The organism is Candidatus Tisiphia endosymbiont of Micropterix aruncella, assembly GCF_965178575.1.
Taxonomy (GTDB): Bacteria; Pseudomonadota; Alphaproteobacteria; order Rickettsiales; family Rickettsiaceae; genus Tisiphia.
Map to the genome: position 1 here is coordinate 1,175,099 of NZ_OZ238268.1, position 19,996 is coordinate 1,195,094.

Consider the following 19,996-nt stretch of genomic DNA (forward strand, 5'->3'; position numbering starts at 1 on the left):
GTTTAAGCAAACAACAATTATACCAAGAGTTAAACAAGCAATCCAATGAAGCACAAGATAATTTTGTAGAACAATTAGATGCACAGGTTAGTTGGCAATTAACAAATTTGAAGAATTAGCCTTCAAATTTTGATAATAAAATTACTAAAAATTATTCTGTTTGTAACATTCTTATAGTTTCTTTACCGTACTTTTTTTGGCGGTTGTTAGTGTCAATTCCCAAATTAAGTTTATAAGATAGCTTTTTGCATAATATCATTAAGTCTTTTTGCAAATCCGCCAGTATCATTGACTGGCTCACCTTCTAAAATACAGGCTTGGTCATACATTAATCTAACCAATTCTTCATTAGCATAGTCCTTATTATTTGAGATTACATCAGCGTTAATTTTCTCAATAATTTTATGCTTAGGGTTTAGCTCAAATATTTTAGCAGAGGCTGCTATTAATTGTTTTTGTTCAATTAAGAACCTTTCCATACGAATATCCATAGCTCCGTTTCCAACGGCGAGACAAGCTGGACTTGAAGTAAGTTTTTTAGAAATCCTTACATCTTTTACTAAATCACCTAATATTTCTTTAAAATATTCCGTTAATTTTATATATTCATCATTTTCGTCTTTTACATCTTCTATTTTCTGCTCAGATTTCTCTAAATCAATATCACTTCTAGTAACTGATTTAATGGCATAACCCTTGTAGCTACTATTGACATTAACCCAAAAATCATCAACTGTATCAGTAAAAAGAAGTACATCTATGTTTTTACTTAAAAATCCTTCTATTTGAGGACTAGAAAGTAATTTTGCTGGATCATCACCACTAAGATAATATATAGTGTCTTGCCCTTCTTTAAAGTTGCTAATATAGTCATCAAGGCTAATCATCTTATTTAAAAGGCTACTGCTAAATATACATGTTTCAAGTAATTTGTCATGATCACTAGTTGCTTCACACAATCCTTCTTTTAAAGCAGCTCCAAAATTGGACCAAAATTTGCTGTATTCCTCTATAGACTCGTCTTTTTTCTTTTTAAGTTCACTCAAGACTCTTTTAGTTATAGCTACTTTAATCTTTTCTAAAGTACTATTATGCTGCAAAGATTCACGACTAATATTTAGAGGTAAATCTTCTGAATCTACTACTCCTCTTAAAAATCTTAGGTAAGAAGGTATTAAATCTATATTTTCATCAGAAATAAAAACTCTTTTGATGTATAATTTTACTCTTCTTTTACGGTCAGGGTGGAATAAATCAAAAGTCTTGGTTGACGGAATAAATAACAAATTAGTAAATTCAACTGTACCCTCATTTTTATTATGAATAGTTAACCAAGGATCATCAAGCGAATAAGACAGCGTTTTATAAAATTCTTTATATTGCTCAAAAGTCAAATCAGACTTAGGTCTTGTCCACAATGCTGAAGCTGAATTAAGTTGTATTTCATTAGCAGTTGACTCATCAATAAAATATATAGGTATGGCTATATGATCAGAATAACTTTTAACTATATGCTTCAATTTAAAATGATCAATATAACTATCTTCATCTTGCTTGACGTGAATAACCACCTCAGTTCCCCTTGTAAAATCATGGTCTAGATCATCTACAGTATATTCTCCAAGACCATCTGACTGCCAAACATAAGCTTTTGTTTCTCCTGCTTTTCTTGAGGTAACGGTGATGCTATCAGCAATCATAAAAGCTGAATAAAACCCAACCCCGAACTGTCCTATTAACATACTGTCTTTTTTAGCATCTCCAGACAGATTGTTTAAGAAATTTCCTGTACCAGACCTTGCGATAGTTCCTAGATTATCAATCAAATCTTCTCGGTTCATACCAATACCGTTATCTCTAACAATAATCTGCCTTTTATCTTTATCAATTCTGACAGTAATTTTAAAGTGAGGATCATCTGCAATAAGCTTTGCGTCACTTTGTGATAAATATCTTAATCTATCACAAGCATCAGAAGAATTAGATATTAATTCACGCATAAAAATCTCTTTATTACTATAAAGAGAATGAATCATTAAGTTTAAAATCTTACCAACTTCAGCGTCAAACTTCTTTTTTTCTTGGGTCATATAAGTCCTATAAAATACTATACTTCGATGTTATGTATATAATGCTTTAAATGTAAATTTAAATAGTCTAATTCAATATTTTTTATTGCTAAGAGTTTTAAACTATTAGTGTGACCTAATATTATCTCAAAATTATTTTTACAAATTTTCCATTTTTTGGATAAAAAATTGACAATAGCATCGTTAGCCTTACCATCCTCTGGAACTGCTTTTATAGATAATTTTAGATGATATTGATTATTAATTATGACAAACTCGCCTATCTTATTTGTCTTTGCGTTAGCTTTAACCTTAAGAGCAATAATGGCTAATTTCTTATTGGGGTTATAGTTAAAAATCTTACTCATTATATTGCATTATCAACTTATTTTATAGTCCCATTATATTATCTATTCTTTCCCAAGGAAAATCTTGATCTTCCCGTCCAAAATGCCCATATGATGCTGTTTTAAGATAAATTGGATTATATAAAGATAGTTTTTTTATAATACCGCCTGGGCTTAAATCAAAATTATTCTTTATTAATTCAATTATTGCTGATTCACTCATTTTGCTAGTCCCAAACGTTTCAATACTTATAGACACTGGCTGGGCAACTCCAATAGCATAAGAAATTTGAATCTCACAACGCTGTGCAACACCTGCTGCTACAATATTTTTTGCTATATATCTTGCTGCATAAGATGCAGATCTATCGATTTTTGTTGGATCCTTACCAGAAAAACATCCGCCACCGTGGCGTGCCATTCCGCCATAAGTGTCAACTATTATTTTTCTTCCTGTAAGTCCACAGTCTCCTAAAGGCCCTCCAATTACGAACCTTCCTGTTGGGTTCACAAGATATTTAGTATTTTTATCAATCCATTCATCTGGTAACACAGGCTTAATGATTTCTTCAATTACTGCTTCTACTAAATCAGCATGAGAGATATCAGGGTGATGCTGCGTAGAAAGCACAACGGTGTCTATACCAACTGGTTTATTCTCAACATATTTAAAAGTGACTTGGCTTTTAGCATCTGGTCGTAACCAAGGCAAGATACCCTTTTTTCTGAGTTCAGCTTGTCTCATAACTAATTTATGAGCATAGATAATTGGTGCAGGCATAAATGTAGGAGTCTCATTCGTTGCGTACCCAAACACCAAACCTTGATCACCTGCACCTATTTCATGATCTTCACGATTATCTACACCTAATGCAATATCCGGAGATTGATTGCTTATTGAAGTAATCACACTACAAGAGTCTGCGTCAAAACCTATATCAGAGCTAGTATAGCCTATCTCTCTTATAATATTGCGTACTATTTGATCAATGTTAACCCAAGCATCTGTTGTGATTTCTCCAGCTATAAATACTAGTCCAGTTTTTATAAGTGTTTCACATGCTACCCGACTCTTTTTTGGATCCTCCTTAAGAATTGCATCCAGTATAGAATCTGAAATTTGGTCAGCCATCTTATCTGGATGCCCCTCAGAGACGGACTCAGAAGTAAATAAATGATAATTCGTCATAATATTATTTCCTAAATTTAGTATTGAGCATTAAGGAGTTATAGAGTATGTATTACAAATTGTGAAGTTTAAGTATATAATACCCCAATTTGGGATAAGGAAAAATGCATTCTTAAAGCGGCTAACGCGAATGCATTTTAAACCTTTCTAAAGCTAAAAACATGATTTTAATCTTTTAAAATCATGTTTTTAGCAAGATATTAATTTAACAATCAGATGCACAGCCGTCTCAAATCTGATTGCCTTGTTGTTGTTTATCAACTCTTCATTTGCAAGGAGTATATATTTTTTTATGAATTTGTTTATTACTATTTTAATTATGGAAGTTTTAGCTGGGGCTGAGGTAGATTTATTTGTCCCTAGTTTTCCAGATTTACAAAATACCTTTAATCTTTCTACTTTTAAGGTAGAATTTTTATTAGGAATAAATCTCATAGCCCATTGTGTTACTTCCTTGATAGTAGGAAATTTAGGGGACAGGTTTGGTAGGAAGTTAATTATCATTATAGGTCTTATAATATTTATTATTGGTAGTATCTTTTGTACTTTTGCTTTCAATTATTACATATTACTATTTGGTAGGTTTCTGCAAGGGGTAGGTATATCTGGGGTAGCAGTATTAGGCTATGTAGTACTGGCTGATTTATATTCGGTTAAACAACAACAAAAAATGATGGGGACTTTAAATGGTGCAATTAGTTTAGCCATGGCTTTTGCACCGGTAGTAGGAAGTTATGTAAATTTTTTGCTTAGTTGGCGAGGTAATTTTGCTATACTGTTAATATTCGGGCTATTTTGTTTAATAATCGGTGTATTATTTATTCCAAAAGGACAGGTAAATTATAATGTTAAAATATCCCTAAAAGAGTATGGCTTGGTCTTTAAATCGAGAAAAGCTGTTTATCATATAGTAACCATGCTTTTTATTATTCAGGGTTATTGGGTTTTTATTGGTATCGCTCCCATCTTGTACATGCGAGATCTAGGAGTGTCTATTCAACAGTTTGGTTTTTATCAGGGAGCAATGGCTGCAGTATTCTCGGTTGTAAGTTTTAGCAGTGGTTATTTATTGAAGAATCTTGGACAAAAAAAATATTTTTTCTTTAGTATTTTAGCACTTGTAGCTTTTATAATTGCCGCTATAGTTTTGGTGATATGCAAGACTAATAACCCATTAACCATAACAATAGTAACACAATTAGTGGCTATTGGCATGATATTCCCTTGTAATATTTTATGGCCTTTGGCGTTAGAGAGTATACCAAATGCTAAAGGCAGGATTACTGCTGTATTGGTATCAGGAAGATTGATTGTTACCGCATTATGTTTGCAGTTGGTTAGTTATTTTTATCAGGGTACTTTTAAGCCATTAGCAATTGTTATGTGCATCACTATAGTTATAGCATTGATTGGTTGTTATAAATTATTGCAAGTAGATAGAATATTTGATGAACCTAAATGATAAAAGATAATTTTATTCTAAAAGTAGCAGTCCGATATTTTAGAGCTAAGAAGAATGAGCGATTTGTTTCTATTATTGCTGGTTTTTCTTTGATGGGTGTAACTATCGGGGTTGCTGCATTGATAGTGGTTATGTCCGTTATGAACGGTTTTCATTATGAACTGACTAAAAACATTATTGGTCTTAATGGTGACATTAGCATAACACCAGTATCACGTTTTATCGCAAATTATGATGAAATTAACAAAAAATTAATTAGTCAGAATTATATAAAACATATTTCTCCAAGCATTGTCGGTCAAGCTCTTGCACTAGGTAAAAGAATGAATAGTGGTGCTATAATTAAAGGTATAGATTTAACTGAACTCAAATATAAAAATCAGATTTTACAAAATGTTAATACTGGAGATTTTGCCGATTTTTTTGGCAAAGATGTCGTGGCAATCGGTAATGAATTGGCTCATAACCTAGGAGTTCAAGTAGGTACAAAAATAAAATTAATTTCTCCCAATTCAATTTCTACTGCTTTTGGTAGTATGCCTAGATCTAAGGAATTCAGGGTTGTGGCTACTTTCACTAGCGGTATGTATGATTATGATTCAGCAACTATTTTAATGCCACTTATTGCTGCCCAAAATTTTCTGTCTTTCAAGGAAGTTATTAATCTAGTCGAAATAATAACGATAGAACCGAGTAACGCGGGAATTTATGCTTGGGAGATACAAAATCTTTTAGGATCAAAATTACGAGTGACAAGTTGGCAGAAATCACATTTACAGTTTCTAAATGCTTTAGCTGTTGAAAGGATAGCAATGTTTACTATTCTCTCTTTGATTATTATGGTAGCAGCCTTTAACATCGTGTCTAGCTTATTTATGTTAGTTAAAGACAAGACTTCGGATATTGCAGTGCTTCGTACCATTGGTGCAAGTACTAGGCAGATTATGCTTATTTTTATTTGTAATGGCATGTTTATAGGTTTGCTCGGTACGATTTTAGGTATCATATTGGGTACAAGCTTTGCTTATAATATCCAGTCTATTAGAAATATCTTGGAGAAAGTAACTGGTACTAAAATTTTTGAAGCAGCGATTTATTTTTTATACACTCTACCATCAGAGGTAAGATTAGAAGATGTTATATTAGTATCAACTATCTCTATAGTTCTATGTTTTTGTGCAACAATTTATCCTTCATATAAAGCTGCTAAGTTGAATCCTGTGGATGCCTTGCGTTATGAATAAAGCCGTATTAATGTTAAAAAATATTTCTAAAAAATATAAGCAGGGAAAATCTATTATTGAAGTATTAAGCAATGTTAACTTAACTGTAATGCAAGGAGAGCTAGTTGCCATAATAGGCTCTTCTGGTAGCGGAAAATCAACTTTACTGCATATAGCTGGTCTACTTGATACCCCAAATAGTGGAGAGGTGCAGATAGAATCAACAAACTATTGCCAAAATCATGCTCATATAATAAGACTGCGTAATATAGGTTTTGTCTATCAACAACATCATTTACTCAAAGATTTTACTGCCTTAGAGAATGTAGCAATGCCAAAATTAATTGCTGGTGATAGTTATAAATTAGCTCTTAAGAAGGCAGAAGAGCTATTAGCAGATTTAGGACTAGCCAATAAAATACATAATATGCCGGGTGAGCTATCTGGTGGGGAGCAACAAAGAGTAGCTATCGCTCGTAGCCTAATTAATAATCCTCAAATTATTTTAGCTGATGAACCTACTGGTAATCTAGATCCTAATACTGCTAATGAGGTTTTTAACTTATTGCTTAAAACTGCCAAACAACAAAATACCTCTATTATTGTGGTAACTCATAATCATGAAATGGCACATAAGATGCATAGAGTGTATGAATTGCAATATGGGGAGCTGAAATAGGCAGTAAATAAATTGATGAATCAAATACTTGATTTTTATAGATATAAGATTACCATTGAATATTTAGGCACTGCTTTTGTTGGCTGGCAGAGGCAGAGTAATGCTATATCTATTCAACAAATACTGGAAGATGGTATCTACAAATTTACTGGTGAAAAAGTAGTGGTTCATGGAGCTGGCAGGACTGATGCAGGGGTTCATGCTTTAGGGCAAGTAGCACATTTCGATTTAGTGAAATATATGCAGCCCTATAAAGTTATGCAGGCTATTAACTATTTTGTAAGATCTCATAATATAGGGATAATTGATTGTGTTCTAGTCGACGGAGATTTTCATGCAAGATTTTCTGCTGTAGAACGTCATTATGTATATAGAATTATTAATAGGTCTGGTCAAGTTATAATAGATTTAAATCGTGCTTGGTGGATAAAACAACCTCTTGATGTTGAAGCAATGAAATATGGGGCTTTCTATCTCATAGGAAATCATGATTTTAGCTCATTTAGAGGTAAATATTGCCAAGCAAAGTCACCTATAAAAACCTTATCTAAGTTAGTGATTACACAAGAAAACAACGATATAAAAATATATCTTTCTGCTCGATCTTTTTTACATCATATGGTTCGAAATATTGTTGGTAGTTTAGTATTAGTTGGACGCAATATATGGCAGGAAGGTGATATACAAAAAGCTTTGGATGCTAAAAAAAGAGAGGCAGCAGGTGCAAAAGCTCCAGCATGTGGGTTGTATTTTCTTAGAGTTGACTATTAAACCCCATTAATTCGATATAAGAATTGTTAATTCTTATATCGAATTGGCTTTAATATAAGGAAAAATGCATTCTTAAAGTGGCTAACGCGAATGCATTTTAAACCTTTCTAAAGCTAAAAACATGATTTTAATTTTTTAAAATCATGTTTTTAGCAAAATATTCATTTAACAATCAGATACAGAGCCGTCTCAAATCTGATTGTTTCTATAATTTCACCGAATTTGGGATAAGAATTGGCAAATTCTTATCCCAAATTCGCATTATTAAGATACTAGGGGCGATTCAAAAATTGCTGGATTAAAACATAGTAATAAGGTATTATAAACTGAATTTAGTTCGTTATTAAATAATAATTATGCAAACAACAGCTGCGGTTACCAACAAAAAAACACAAATTAAAGAATATACGTCTTTTATCTTTACAATATTTTTGGCACTGATGATAAGGTTTTTTATCATGGAACTTTTTTTTGTGCCAACAGGTTCAATGAAAGCAACCGTGCTGGAGAATGATTATATTTTTTCAACAAAATATTCTTATGGATATAGTAATTATTCTTTTCCTTTTAGTCCTAATATTTTGAATGGGAGAATGTTGGCGTCACAGCCACAAAGAGGAGATGTAATAGTTTTTCGCCCACCAAATAATATGGATATTCGCTTTATAAAAAGACTAATTGGGCTACCTAGAGATAAAGTACAATTAATCAATGACGTAGTGTATATAAATGATAAAGCCATAGAACGCACTGAAATTGGTACATATACAAGTGAAGAAGGAAAGAATTATATAAAATATAAGGAAATATTACCTAATGGTGTAAGTTATTTTTCTTATAAATTAAAACAAAATAATCATTCATTAGTAAATAAATATGGTAATACGGAAAGCTTTTATGTACCTGAAGGTAAGTATTTCTTTCTTGGAGATAACAGAGATGAATCAAATGATAGTAGGATAGATCTAGGATTTGTACCGTTTAAAAACTTTATTGCCAAAGGACAATTTATTATTTTTTCTACAAAAGAAGAATTATGGCAAAGTGATATTGGGATAATTAATCAAATACTCCGTGTGGGTACTTGGCTGGTATCTATTAGATTTAACAGAATATTTACGTCCCTTTATACAGATAAAATATAAAATGATAACAAGTAAAGAATCAGCTCTTTCTGCTCCGGAAAAGCTTGAACAAGATATAGGATATAATTTTAATAATAAAGATCTTTTACTTGAAGCGTTAAGTCATCCTTCCCTTAAGCAACATATCCTAAAGCAGGGAATTCAAAAAAACTATGAACGTTTAGAATTACTTGGTGATGCAATAATTAATTTTATCATTACTGAAATTTTATTTAAAAATTTCTCTACTTATGATGAGGGGAAATTAGCAAAAATTAGAGCATATCTAGTCTGTAAAGAATCACTTTGCAAAGTAGCTGCAAAAATCAATTTGTCAGACTATATTATTATGACCCATGGTGAAGAAGTATTAGGGGGAAGGCAAAATCCTAATAATATTGAGAATACTATGGAAGCATTAATTGCTGCCATTTATCTTGATAGTAATATTGATACGACCCAAAAAATAGTATATGATTTGTGGCATGAGTTTATATCTATTACTGATTTAGCTGATTATGACCCTAAAACTACTCTTCAGGAATTAGCACAAAGAAAGGGAATTGCAAGACCCGTGTATGAAGTGATAAAAAGAGAAGGATCACCACACGCATCTATCTTCACTGTATTAGTAAAAATGGAAGCCTACCAACAAACTGGTACTGGTCATTCAGTTAAAGAAGCAGAAAAAGTTGCTGCTCGTAAATTAATGAACTATTTTAAAAATTTGCAATGTTATAATAGTCCTCTCTAAGGGCTGATGTCACCCCTGCTTCGGTGCGGGGTCTAAAAAAGTAGCATAGATAATGTTGTTAGATATTTTAGATCCCGCACCGAAGCAGGGATGACATCGGGGCTGTTTAAGTTAACAAAACTTGCACACTTGGTAATAGTTGTAAGGTTTAATCCGTGGAAATATATTCTCAGAAAACAATAACTATATGTATAATCGGCAAACCAAATGCTGGTAAATCATCATTATTAAACAAACTTATTGGACAAAAAATCTCCATAGTAACGAATAAAGTTCAAACGACTCGCTCCATTATAACTGGAATAGTTACCATAAAAGATACGCAGCTGATAATATTAGATACGCCAGGTATATTCGAGCCAAAGAAACAGCTGGAAAAAGCAATGGTACGGTGTGCATGGTCAAGTTTACATGGTGTAGATATAGTTTTATTGATAATAGATAGTACGAAACCTATAGACCAATTTACTTTACAAATACTAAAAAAATTACAAAATCTTAAAATAAATTTAATATTTCTGTTAAATAAGATCGATATTCCTTCTAAATATATAGAAGAAATAGAAAATATTATAAGGTCTCAGTTCATAGATGCTAATATATTTAAAATATCCGTTTTAAACGGCGAAAATATCAATAACTTACTAAGTTACATACAAAGCCAAGCGAAGCGGTCGCCTTGGCTATACGAAGAAGATGATGTTACTAACCTACCTATGCGGTTTTTAGCAGCTGAGATAACTAGGGAACAATTATTCTTGAATCTCCACCAAGAATTACCTTATAATTTAACCGTTCAAACTGAAATGTGGCAGGAGAATAATGATAAGTCTATAAAAATTCATCAGGTAATAGTGGTTTCAAAGAATTCTTATAAGACTATTATTTTAGGAAAAAATGGTTGTAAAATTAAAGAAATAGGATCTAAGGCAAGAATAGAGATGCAGCTAGCTTTTGATTGTAAAATTCACCTTTTCCTTTTTGTGAAAGTACGTGAGCTTTGGGAAAATGATCCGCACTCATATAGCCATATGAGATTGCAACAAGTTTAAATATGAATTTTAAAGATATAGGTATAATAATTGCCAAAAAACCACTAAAAGAAAATACGGCTATTATTACAGTTTTTACTGAAAATCATGGCTTATATTCCGGCGTAATACGAGAAACATCTAAAAAATTTGGCTCTGTAAATCAACAAGGTAATATTGTTGATTTTCTTTGGCAAGCTAGATTACACGAGCATCTAGGAATGGCTAAATGCGAATTAATAAAATCTTACGCTGGTCTTTTAATAACTAATAAAATTAAGCTCTACGCTTTTAATTCAATTATTAGCCTTATTAAGATGGCATTTCATGAAAGAGAAAATCACAATAAATTTTTTTCAATTTTTGTAAAATATTTAAGTAGTCTAGCAAATAATTTTATTTTTGAGGAATATATTAAATTTGAATTAGCTATACTCCAAGAATCAGGCTATGGTCTTGATCTGCATAAATGTGCGGTAACAGGTAGTAGAGAGAATCTAGCTTACGTCTCGCCAAAATCTGGAAGAGCTGTATGCTTATCAGAGGGGTTACCATATCAAGACAGGCTTCTAATCTTACCACAATTCCTAACCTCCACTAATAGCCAAATTACTAATAATGATAAAAAACAAGCTTTTAATTTAACTACATATTTTTTTAACCGATATTTCTTTCACAACCAACAACTACATGCACGAGAGAATTTCATAGAATATATTATTCGATTCGCAACACTCAATAAATAATACCATTTCCCATTATTAACTACGCTATTTAGTGCTACAGTTGTAGTACTAATGTCAAAACGATGTCATCCCAGCGAAAGATGGTATCTAATAATGTTTAATAGTCTTTTAGGCTATTTTTTTAGATTGTATCTTGAATATTAGCTCAATATGGAGTTAATATGGTCGGAAGGAGTGACGCCGTTTAATTTAGATTGGTCTTTAAAGACCGAGGGAATCTTGGTGCACTCCTTCCTTGAATCGCAAAGTATAATACGAACGGTAGGATGATCCTTTAGAGATCGAATTTACAATCATGTATCAAAACTTTGCAAAACAACCACTAATTATAGGTAAAGCAAATGACTGAAAAAAGCAAGATATTTATGGGAATAGATGTTTCAAAAAATACGCTTGATATATCTATGAACAATATTCATTGTAAGATTAAAAATACAGATAAAGCTATTTCTGATTTTATAAAATCAGAAATAGCTTCTCGAAATATTGTGCTTACTGTTTTGGAATCTACTGGCGGTTATGAACGTTTGGTTATGAGGATGTTGCAACAAGCCGGGCTTGCTGTGCATAGAGCTCATCCTAATAGAGTTCACGCTTTTGCCAAGGTCTGTAACCATTTTGCTAAGACTGATAAATTGGATGCGTTATTACTTGAGAAATATGCAGCTTTTATTGCTAATGATGAGAAAGGAGACCAAATAATTTCTGTTATACAAGAAGAATTACAATCTCTAAGGAGCATAGAACGTAATATAGAAGAAGATATACATGCTAATCAATGCAGAACAAAAGTTGCATCCGAGAAGGCTAAGAAATATCTCGAGGAAATGATAAAGTGTAGCAAAAAACAGCTTGAGGAAATTAGAAAAGATATAAAGGCTGCCATAAAGGAAGATAAGAGTTTAAAGGCAAAAAATGATTTGCTGATAAGCTATAAAGGTATAGGCGAAAAAACAGCTAGTGTTTTGCTAATAGAACTGCCAGAGCTTGGTGTGCTGAGCAATAAGGAAATTGCAAGCTTAGTTGGACTCGCCCCAAAAACAAGCCAAAGCGGTCAAAAAACTAATGGGGCTCATATTAGAGGCGGCAGGTTTTTTGTTCGAAAAAGCTTGTATATGGCTGCTTTAGTAGCGATGCGTCATAATGACAAAATGAAGGCATTATATGAACGTATGACTAATGCTGGTAAAAAAGCAAAGGTCGCTTTAGTAGCCGTTATGCGTAAAGTAATTATTTGTTTAAATTCTATGGTGAAAAATAATAAAATTTATGAATACTAATCTACTTTTTTTCTTGACTAGCAAGACGGTAGATTCCCGCCGTTGCTAAGAATGATGGTATGGACGAGTAAGTAAAAGAAACTTTACTTACTCCCGTGATCACGAATATAATTCGGTCACATAATTATACTATTTAATAATTAAAAAGGAGTCCATACCATGAAAGATATTAACATACTAGGCATTGATTTAGCAAAAACAATTTTTCATATTGTTGCATTAAATAAAGATGGTGAAAAAATATTAGCTAAAAAATTACACAGAGAAGAATTTGAAGACTACATTTTAACAAACATTCCCAAGAATAGTTTATTGGTAATGGAAGCATGTGGCAGTTGTCATTATTGGAGCAATAAGTTTATGGAATCAGGTTTTACAGTAAAATTACTTAAACCATGTGATGTAAAAGCTTTTGCAAAAACTCGGCAAAAAAATGATACAAATGATGCTTTAGCAATAGCAAGAGCAGGAAAAGATCCGGAGTTAAAATCGGTTCGTATAAAAAATATATCACAACAAGAGATTAGTTGGTTACATAAACGTCGGCAACATATTATTAGACAAAGAGTACAATATACGTCAATTCGGGATAAGGATTAGTAAAAATGCTTTAGCTATAACTAATACAAGATTTTGGATATGTATAAATTGCATTTCTGTGAATTCATACATTAATTGCTCTTCGTAGTGTATATATGTCTGCTATTTTTACTAATCCTTATCCCGAATTAACGTAATATAGTAATGGTTTAATGAGTGATTTACTTGAATTTGGTTATTACATAAAAATGAGTAAATCTAAATTTGCCCGTGAGGCATTAAATATAGTAGAAGATGCCAAAAATGCTGGTGTGATTTCAGAGAGAATGTATAAGGAAATGAAGGTAATAGCTGAAGAAATTGCTACGTTATTAATACAAGAATCAGCAATAGATAAACAGCTAATAGCAATAAATAAAGAATCTGAAACAGCTACTTTATTAAAAACAATACCAGATATTGGAGAAATTAATGCTAATATACTAAGCATAGCAGCTTATGAAAATTATGATGATTGTCGAAGTTTTGCTGCAAGTTTGGGATTAGTGCCTAAGCAAAATAGCACAGGTGGTAAAACAAGTCTTGGATCTATCACTAAGAAAGGAGAGAGATATGTTAGAACTATGCTGATACAAGGAGCAAGGTCTATTGCAATCAGAGCAAAAATACAAAAGGATCCTACTGATCATTTAGTGCAATGTGCAAAGAAATTGCTGGAAAGGATGAGCTTTAATAAGGCTGCTGTGGCAATAGCAAACAAATTAGCTAGAATAGCGTATGTATGTGTTACAAGAAAATGTGCATATGCTTGATAGTTGGTGGTGTATATAGATTTATCTGTATTTTATCTATATAAAAAGAAGAAGTAAGTAAATAGGATTTAAGAGGTACGATATAAGCGAAAGTGATTGGAGATAATAAATGGGCATTCCAAAAACAAGTCCGAGATTTTATGTCAAGGCTCTAGAAGCCGTAAGAATGAGTGGATAACTCCAAGGATTGCGTGGAATGCGAAAACTATTATGGCACTAGATGCAGAATATATGACAGCTTATTTTTTTATTACTCCCGCATCATTTTTCTTATTGACTTACTTACTCGTCCATATATGACAACTTACAATCGTTATGTTCTTTGTCACCTAATCCTATGGACTTAACTATAGTATCAGCTATCCAAACCATATTCCAACTGATAATATTTTTTCTTTGCTAAATAATCTCTTGTCAGTATGTACTTTATATATTAAGTTATTATACTTTATATATTAAATTACATTGAGGAGTTATGAAAAATATTATCTTTTTAATTTTAACAATAATGCTATCATCTTGTGGTAGTACATCAAGTATACGTAACGCACAACCATCAGAGAGTCGGGTGGATTTTAGTAATTATGATTACATAATTATTAATGATTTTGAGGATGGTACTAGCAAATCTTCTGATGATCCACATGTTATATCAGAAGGTAAGAGATTTGCCGATATGATAGCAAGTTCAATTAAATCTAAAAAATTATTCGACAAAGTTCAACGGAATGTTGACTCTACAGATAGGGCTATACTTATTGATGGGAAAATAACTAAGTATTCTGAGGGTAATGCTGTTATGCGTACACTAATTGGTTTTGGTGCTGGTAGCTCTCGCTTTGACGCAAAAATTAATATAAAAGATAACGAGACAAAAAAATTGTTAGGTAGCATAGATGCTAATAAAATGAGTTGGGCACTAGGAGGGGTAATAGCTGGTTCTCAAGATGTTAAATCACATATGAATTCTGTTGCTTCTCAAATCGCTTGTGAGTGTGAGACTGCTAAGAAAAAGAAGAAATAGGACAAAAAAGGGTAGTCTAGGATTCATCCTAGACTACTTGACTTTCCGTATTTCTTGTTTTTCCTTAAGTTTTCTTCAAATTCAAAAGTTATTTTAACAATTTGTATAGTTAGTTGAGGATATGTGTATGTAACCAATTATCTCCTACCTTGGTTTCAACAATAAGTGGAATGGCTAATTTAGGTGCGTTCTCCATAGTGGTTTTGATTAGGTGAGTGGCTATTTCTATTTCATCAATAGGAGACTCAAAAAGTAACTCGTCATGGATTTGTAGAATTAGTTTGGTTCTTAATTTTAACTTCCGTATTTTACGGTCAAGATCAATCATTGCCACTTTTATGATATCTGCACTAGTTCCTTGAATTGGAGCGTTGATTGCTGCCCTTTCGGCAAATTGCTGTAGGGAGTGTTTCTTATCATGGATTAAGGGAATAAAACATTTCCGTCCGAATAGGTTTAGGACATAGCCATGTTCCTTGGCATAGTTTTTTATATATTCCATATATTTTTGAATTTCTGGGTATTCTTCAAAATATTTTTTTATGTATTCTGCTGCTTGTGAAGAGCTAATATTTAACTGTTTTGCTAGTCCAAAGCTACTGATACCATAAATAATACCAAAATTTATGGCTTTTGCTTTACGCCTATGTTCTGGTGTTAAATCTTTTTCGGTAATTTTAAATATATTACAAGCCGTTTTACTATGTATATCCTCACCATTAACAAAAGCTTGCTTTAAGGATGGTATATCTGCCATGCTACTTAAGATTCGGAGTTCAATTTGTGAATAGTCAGCTGAAATTAATTTATGCCCATATTCTGCAATAAAAGCTGTTCTGATTTTGTTGCCTTCTTTCGAGCGAATTGGCACATTCTGTAAGTTCGGATCTTGAGAACTAAGCCTACCAGTGCTAGTTGAAGTTTGTAAAAATGTGGTATGTACCCTATTAGTTATTGGATTTACTTGTAGAGGTAAGCTATCCGTATAAGTATTTTTTAATTTAGTTAAATGACGCCATTTTAATAATAAATCGGCAATAGCAAAACCACTCTCGCTAATTTTTTCAAGTATTTCTGCACTAGTAGAATAAGACTTAGCTTTTGATGACAATTTACCAAAGGGTAGTTGCATTTTCTCAAACAAAATTTCTCCCAGTTGTTTTGGCGAGGCAATGTTAAACTTTGTACCAGTAATGGTAAAAATTTCCTGCTCTAATTTAGTAATTTCATTACCAAATTCACTTGACAGTTGTTTAAGATACTGTGAATCGATTTTAATCCCAGCTTTCTCCATTTTATCTATTATATAACATAAAGGTACATCAATTTCTTTGTATAGTGCTAAGGCATGATTATCCTTTAACTCTAACAATAGTTTTTGATAATCAGTACTAAAGCCAGTAATTATTTCTGCCATGGGCTCTAAATTATCCTTTTCCACCGAATCAAACGGGTTTTTTTGAGGTTTACCAGCAGATATTAGATATTGCATTAGTTCAAGATCTTCGCATGAGTATATTTCACTATCTACAAAGAATTTTAATAATGATTTTAGTTTATAAGTGATTTTCTTAATAGACTTATTTTTTAGCAATTTGAGAATATCAGGCATAAACCATTGATGCAGATAGTTTTGGCGAAAATCATCAGAAAGTAAATCAGACATATTGCTAGGGGTTCTAGCTACAAACTTAATGTTGTAGCACTTATCATCAATCGATAAAATTATAGAAGGATTTTGTCCTAGATGATCTGATAGATAAATACTGACGACCCCATGCTCTTCAGCTTTAATCATCACAGAATCAAGCTGTTGTTTAGAAGATATCTCCTGAACTATGATTTGCTTAATAGGCAAAGATTCATTGGTAATTTGTATTTGGAATAAATTTTCCACTCGTTTGTTTAGAGATTTAAAACCATATTCTGCTAGGAAGTCAGATATTTGCCCAATATCAGGTGGTCTATATTGCAATAAACTAAAATCCAAGTCTATATCAACATTATAATCTAAACCAACTAGTTGCCAGGAAATTAATGCTAGATCCTTTGAGGAGGTAATGATTTCCCTTTGACGATCGTTACTGATTTGATCGAGAGAATTTAAAAGTTCTGCTAACGAACCAAACTGTTTTATAAGTGTTGCAGCAGTTTTAGGACCAATGCTTGAAACACCTGGTATATTATCTGACTTATCACCGATCAAAGCCATTACTTCCCTGACCTTACTTGGTCCTACACCAAATTTCTCTATCACGTTATCTTCAGATATGTATTTTGCTTTTATTGGGTCATACATTTTAGTATGCGAATTAATTAATTGCATTAAATCTTTATCAGAAGAGATAATAATAGTATTTTCTTGTAATGCAGTTGCTTTATTGGCTAGAGTGGCAATTATATCATCTGCCTCACAACCAGCTTTCTCAATTATTGGGAAATTTAGGCTACTTGCTGCTAGACGAATAAGTGGCAATTGATCATTCAAATCCTTTGGTGTAGGCGGTCTATTTGCTTTATATTGCTCATAAATTTGGTGACGAAAATTTTTACCACCAAAATCAAAAATAATGACAGCATGTTCTGGCTTAAAATCGTTCAATAGCTTTAACAACATGGAGGTAAAACCATACAATGCTCCAACAGCTAAGCCATTAGGAGAAGTTAATGGTGGCTGAACATGATATGCTCTAAAGACAAATCCATAACCATCAATTATTAATAAAGTATTTTTGTTAGTCATGTTGTTATAAGGTCTCATTAAATGTTCTGATTCGATCATATTAACATGATTTGTTACATCCACTAAGTTATTTTCTGCTAAATAATTTTCTAAAATCAATATTAAATTGAGAATTCTACAGAGCTATAGCTAACCCGAAAAAGTTTTGGGTATATGTTAATCTTAGCTTAGCTAGAAGCGATGTCATCCCTGCGAGGGTTTATGTCATTCCTGCTTCGGTGCGGAATCTAAAAAAATGATCCAAATAGGTTGTGTTAAGTTATTTTAGACCCCTGCCTACGCAGGGGTGACATCGTAAGATCGTATTTGGATTCCGCTCTGAAGCGGGAATGACATCAAAGCTATCACCATTACTATGCCTTAAACCTTTTCGTGTTAGCTATACTGCAACAGTTTCTTCTTCCATTAATATTTGAGTTTTGGTTTTTGATCTTTTAGATAAATACCAAAAGCCGGTGATTCCGATAAAGCAACAAATTGGAATTATAGAAATTGCCATAATAAAATCAAAGCGACTATAAATAGGTACAGCTGATTCACTTAGTAGGCCATCCCAGTTGTAAGATATTAAATTACTCATAATTTTATGGAAAAAATGTCCGAATGACATATTAATGCAATTGACTATCGCAATAGCAATTCCAGCAGATTTATCTGTAACAAGGTTACCTACAACAGTAAAAATTAGAACTTGATAACAACAAAAAATTCCTAATAAAAACATTAAAGAACTACTAGTAAAGAAACTTAATGAAGGACAATATAATAGAATACTAAAAATTGCTACCGTTAGCAATCCAGTCATTATTATTATAAAATTAGATGATTTTGATAAATTAGCAATAAGTGCAAGTATTGGACCACCAAAACACATACCTATATAAACGAATGAGGTAACCAAGTTACTTTCCATATCATTCATTTGATAAACTTGTTTGAAGAATGGAATAGCCCATACGTCAGCAAAACCTTCTAATGCTCCTACCATTAGACCACCACAAACTCCAATAAATAAAATAGTAGGGTTTAATAAGAGTTTCAATATTGAAGGCTCGGAATCGCTAGTATTAGAATTACTTCTTGTATCATCGGTTTTTACTAATAAAATCATTAGTCCAATGATAAATCCAACTAGAGCTAAACTATTAAAAGTTACGTCATAACCAAAATGTGTAAATAATAGCTTCATTGGAGTAATGCCAAATACTGCTCCAAGTAAGCCAAAGGTAAAAGAGAGTCCGAGCATTAAGGAATGATATTTAGCTGGGAAAGAGCTTCTAGTAATCTTAGCTACTGATAAAAAACCTACAGCAGAACCAGCTCCAATCATAAATCTACCAATGAGTAAGTAATTAAAATCAATGCTAGCAACAAAAGTTAGAGTACCAAGAGAGGTAACTAAGATAGATAAGAATGTGACAATCCTAAAATTAAATTTATCTAGCATTATGCCGATTGGTAATTGCATTCCTGCATAACCTAGATAATAATATCCAGCAAACGTGCCAAATGCTATGGTATCAATGGCAAATTTTTGTATAATTTCTTCTCTAAGAATTCCAGTTGAGAGTCTTAATATAAATTGAAAAGCAAAAAACAGGGTGGCAAGAGACCATAGCAAAAGTGGTTTTTTTAAGGATAAAGCTTTATTCACAGGAAAATTTAGATTATAATTTATGTTGTATTTTAAGGTAGCAAATTATAGTATCGATAGTATTTTGTCAAACCTATTATTTTTATAAACCAGTTTGAATTATGGATCAGTTTGAGGCATATTCGTTATTATTTATTGATAGTTTAGTAGGTAATTTAGTTGTAAGTTTAGATAGTGAATTAATCGTTCATTCTATGAGGATATTTGGTGTTTATAATAATTTAATAATACTTACTGTCGCCACTATTGCTTCATTATTTGCTACTAGCATAAATTATTTCTTTGGTTTGATCTTATTGAAAATTTTTTATTATTCTAAAAATGAACAGGTTCATACTAACCACCAATCATTTTCCCAATTTTTTTTAAAATATAACATATTTATACTTTGGTTTATGATAATACCATTATGGGGCAAATTTATTCCTTTAATTGCCGGTTTTACTAAAACAAAATTTTTAAGAGTTTTAGCTATTAGTGGTGTTGTCAAGTTATGTTATTATATATATAATATTTGTATGATATAGCTAACCCGAGAAGGTTTTAGG

Annotated in this window: 18 protein-coding genes; 13 read left to right on the forward strand and 5 right to left on the reverse strand. The window is 32.1% G+C overall.

Going from position 1 to position 19,996, the window contains the following annotated elements; all coding sequences use genetic code 11:
- Positions 1-230: 230 nt before the first annotated feature.
- The 3 genes from htpG to metK are packed head-to-tail and all read right to left on the reverse strand — an operon-like array spanning position 231 to position 3,605.
- Positions 231-2,090, reverse strand: coding sequence for a molecular chaperone HtpG (htpG, locus tag ACN1AG_RS05805; protein WP_417904673.1), 1,860 nt, complete (start codon positions 2,088-2,090; stop codon positions 231-233).
- Between the two features lie 17 nt (positions 2,091-2,107).
- The gene (locus ACN1AG_RS05810) at positions 2,108-2,437 is read right to left on the reverse strand and encodes an A1G_07140 family DUF167 domain protein (protein ID WP_367364182.1); all 330 of its coding nucleotides are present in this window, start codon (positions 2,435-2,437) and stop codon (positions 2,108-2,110) included.
- A 22-nt stretch (positions 2,438-2,459) separates the two neighbouring features.
- Entirely contained in the window at positions 2,460-3,605 is a 1,146-nt protein-coding gene (gene metK, locus ACN1AG_RS05815; protein ID WP_417904674.1) for a methionine adenosyltransferase, read from the reverse strand.
- A gap of 292 nt (positions 3,606-3,897) precedes the next feature.
- Between metK and ACN1AG_RS05820 the strand changes: the two genes are divergently transcribed.
- The 12 genes from ACN1AG_RS05820 to ACN1AG_RS05875 all read left to right on the forward strand — a co-directional run bounded on the left by ACN1AG_RS05820 (position 3,898) and on the right by ACN1AG_RS05875 (position 15,051).
- The gene (locus ACN1AG_RS05820) at positions 3,898-5,067 is read left to right on the forward strand and encodes an MFS transporter (protein WP_417904675.1); all 1,170 of its coding nucleotides are present in this window, start codon (positions 3,898-3,900) and stop codon (positions 5,065-5,067) included.
- Positions 5,064-6,311, forward strand: a complete 1,248-nt coding sequence (locus ACN1AG_RS05825; RefSeq protein WP_417904676.1) for a lipoprotein-releasing ABC transporter permease subunit — start codon at positions 5,064-5,066, stop codon at positions 6,309-6,311. Before ACN1AG_RS05820 ends, ACN1AG_RS05825 begins: the two co-directional genes overlap by 4 nt.
- A complete protein-coding gene (locus ACN1AG_RS05830) occupies positions 6,304-6,969 on the forward strand; it encodes an ABC transporter ATP-binding protein (RefSeq protein ID WP_367364179.1) in 666 nt (221 codons plus the stop codon). Before ACN1AG_RS05825 ends, ACN1AG_RS05830 begins: the two co-directional genes overlap by 8 nt.
- A 15-nt stretch (positions 6,970-6,984) precedes the next feature.
- Positions 6,985-7,740: a tRNA pseudouridine(38-40) synthase TruA gene (truA, locus tag ACN1AG_RS05835; RefSeq protein ID WP_417904677.1), complete on the forward strand. Its 756-nt coding sequence runs from the start codon at positions 6,985-6,987 to the stop codon at positions 7,738-7,740.
- A 356-nt stretch (positions 7,741-8,096) separates the two neighbouring features.
- Positions 8,097-8,885 carry a signal peptidase I gene (gene lepB / locus ACN1AG_RS05840; RefSeq protein WP_417904678.1) on the forward strand — a complete coding sequence of 263 codons (789 nt, stop codon included), beginning with the start codon at positions 8,097-8,099 and terminating at the stop codon, positions 8,883-8,885.
- Between the two features lies 1 nt (position 8,886).
- Complete coding sequence (gene rnc / locus ACN1AG_RS05845; RefSeq protein ID WP_417904679.1) at positions 8,887-9,618, forward strand: ribonuclease III; 732 nt, start codon at positions 8,887-8,889, stop codon at positions 9,616-9,618.
- 161 nt (positions 9,619-9,779) lie between these two features.
- Entirely contained in the window at positions 9,780-10,670 is an 891-nt protein-coding gene (era, locus tag ACN1AG_RS05850) for a GTPase Era (protein ID WP_417905603.1), read from the forward strand.
- A 2-nt stretch (positions 10,671-10,672) separates the two neighbouring features.
- Positions 10,673-11,395: a DNA repair protein RecO gene (recO, locus tag ACN1AG_RS05855; RefSeq protein WP_417904680.1), complete on the forward strand. Its 723-nt coding sequence runs from the start codon at positions 10,673-10,675 to the stop codon at positions 11,393-11,395.
- Between the two features lie 341 nt (positions 11,396-11,736).
- A complete protein-coding gene (locus tag ACN1AG_RS05860) occupies positions 11,737-12,675 on the forward strand; it encodes an IS110 family transposase (RefSeq protein WP_417904629.1) in 939 nt (312 codons plus the stop codon).
- A 159-nt stretch (positions 12,676-12,834) separates the two neighbouring features.
- A complete protein-coding gene (locus tag ACN1AG_RS05865) occupies positions 12,835-13,275 on the forward strand; it encodes an IS110 family transposase (protein WP_417904630.1) in 441 nt (146 codons plus the stop codon).
- Between the two features lie 152 nt (positions 13,276-13,427).
- The gene (locus ACN1AG_RS05870) at positions 13,428-14,027 is read left to right on the forward strand and encodes a transposase (RefSeq protein WP_417904681.1); all 600 of its coding nucleotides are present in this window, start codon (positions 13,428-13,430) and stop codon (positions 14,025-14,027) included.
- Between the two features lie 475 nt (positions 14,028-14,502).
- A complete protein-coding gene (locus ACN1AG_RS05875; RefSeq protein ID WP_367364193.1) occupies positions 14,503-15,051 on the forward strand; it encodes a DUF4410 domain-containing protein in 549 nt (182 codons plus the stop codon).
- A gap of 109 nt (positions 15,052-15,160) precedes the next feature.
- Here the strand turns inward: ACN1AG_RS05875 and polA are convergent, their stop codons facing one another.
- Both polA and ACN1AG_RS05885 read right to left on the reverse strand, forming a co-directional pair.
- Entirely contained in the window at positions 15,161-17,794 is a 2,634-nt protein-coding gene (polA, locus tag ACN1AG_RS05880; RefSeq protein WP_417905604.1) for a DNA polymerase I, read from the reverse strand.
- Between the two features lie 379 nt (positions 17,795-18,173).
- Positions 18,174-19,448, reverse strand: a complete 1,275-nt coding sequence (locus ACN1AG_RS05885; protein ID WP_417904682.1) for an MFS transporter — start codon at positions 19,446-19,448, stop codon at positions 18,174-18,176.
- Between the two features lie 101 nt (positions 19,449-19,549).
- Here ACN1AG_RS05885 and ACN1AG_RS05890 point away from each other — a divergent pair, with 101 nt between their 5' ends.
- Positions 19,550-19,975 (forward strand): DedA family protein, encoded by a 426-nt coding sequence (locus ACN1AG_RS05890; protein WP_341754638.1) that lies wholly within the window; start codon positions 19,550-19,552, stop codon positions 19,973-19,975.
- Positions 19,976-19,996: the final 21 nt, after the last annotated feature.

What these genes read in the sequence shown, in the direction of transcription:
- polA (WP_417905604.1), bottom strand. Translation starts at nt 17,794, where the DNA reads ATGACTAACAAAAATACTTTATTAATAATTGATGGTTATGGATTTGTC.
- htpG (WP_417904673.1), bottom strand. Translation starts at nt 2,090, where the DNA reads ATGACCCAAGAAAAAAAGAAGTTTGACGCTGAAGTTGGTAAGATTTTA.
- ACN1AG_RS05875 (WP_367364193.1), top strand. Translation starts at nt 14,503, where the DNA reads ATGAAAAATATTATCTTTTTAATTTTAACAATAATGCTATCATCTTGT.
- ACN1AG_RS05830 (WP_367364179.1), top strand. Translation starts at nt 6,304, where the DNA reads ATGAATAAAGCCGTATTAATGTTAAAAAATATTTCTAAAAAATATAAG.
- lepB (WP_417904678.1), top strand. Translation starts at nt 8,097, where the DNA reads ATGCAAACAACAGCTGCGGTTACCAACAAAAAAACACAAATTAAAGAA.
- ACN1AG_RS05865 (WP_417904630.1), top strand. Translation starts at nt 12,835, where the DNA reads ATGAAAGATATTAACATACTAGGCATTGATTTAGCAAAAACAATTTTT.
- ACN1AG_RS05810 (WP_367364182.1), bottom strand. Translation starts at nt 2,437, where the DNA reads ATGAGTAAGATTTTTAACTATAACCCCAATAAGAAATTAGCCATTATT.
- ACN1AG_RS05870 (WP_417904681.1), top strand. Translation starts at nt 13,428, where the DNA reads ATGAGTGATTTACTTGAATTTGGTTATTACATAAAAATGAGTAAATCT.
- metK (WP_417904674.1), bottom strand. Translation starts at nt 3,605, where the DNA reads ATGACGAATTATCATTTATTTACTTCTGAGTCCGTCTCTGAGGGGCAT.
- ACN1AG_RS05825 (WP_417904676.1), top strand. Translation starts at nt 5,064, where the DNA reads ATGATAAAAGATAATTTTATTCTAAAAGTAGCAGTCCGATATTTTAGA.
- recO (WP_417904680.1), top strand. Translation starts at nt 10,673, where the DNA reads ATGAATTTTAAAGATATAGGTATAATAATTGCCAAAAAACCACTAAAA.
- ACN1AG_RS05860 (WP_417904629.1), top strand. Translation starts at nt 11,737, where the DNA reads ATGACTGAAAAAAGCAAGATATTTATGGGAATAGATGTTTCAAAAAAT.
- rnc (WP_417904679.1), top strand. Translation starts at nt 8,887, where the DNA reads ATGATAACAAGTAAAGAATCAGCTCTTTCTGCTCCGGAAAAGCTTGAA.
- ACN1AG_RS05890 (WP_341754638.1), top strand. Translation starts at nt 19,550, where the DNA reads ATGGATCAGTTTGAGGCATATTCGTTATTATTTATTGATAGTTTAGTA.
- ACN1AG_RS05820 (WP_417904675.1), top strand. Translation starts at nt 3,898, where the DNA reads ATGAATTTGTTTATTACTATTTTAATTATGGAAGTTTTAGCTGGGGCT.
- truA (WP_417904677.1), top strand. Translation starts at nt 6,985, where the DNA reads ATGAATCAAATACTTGATTTTTATAGATATAAGATTACCATTGAATAT.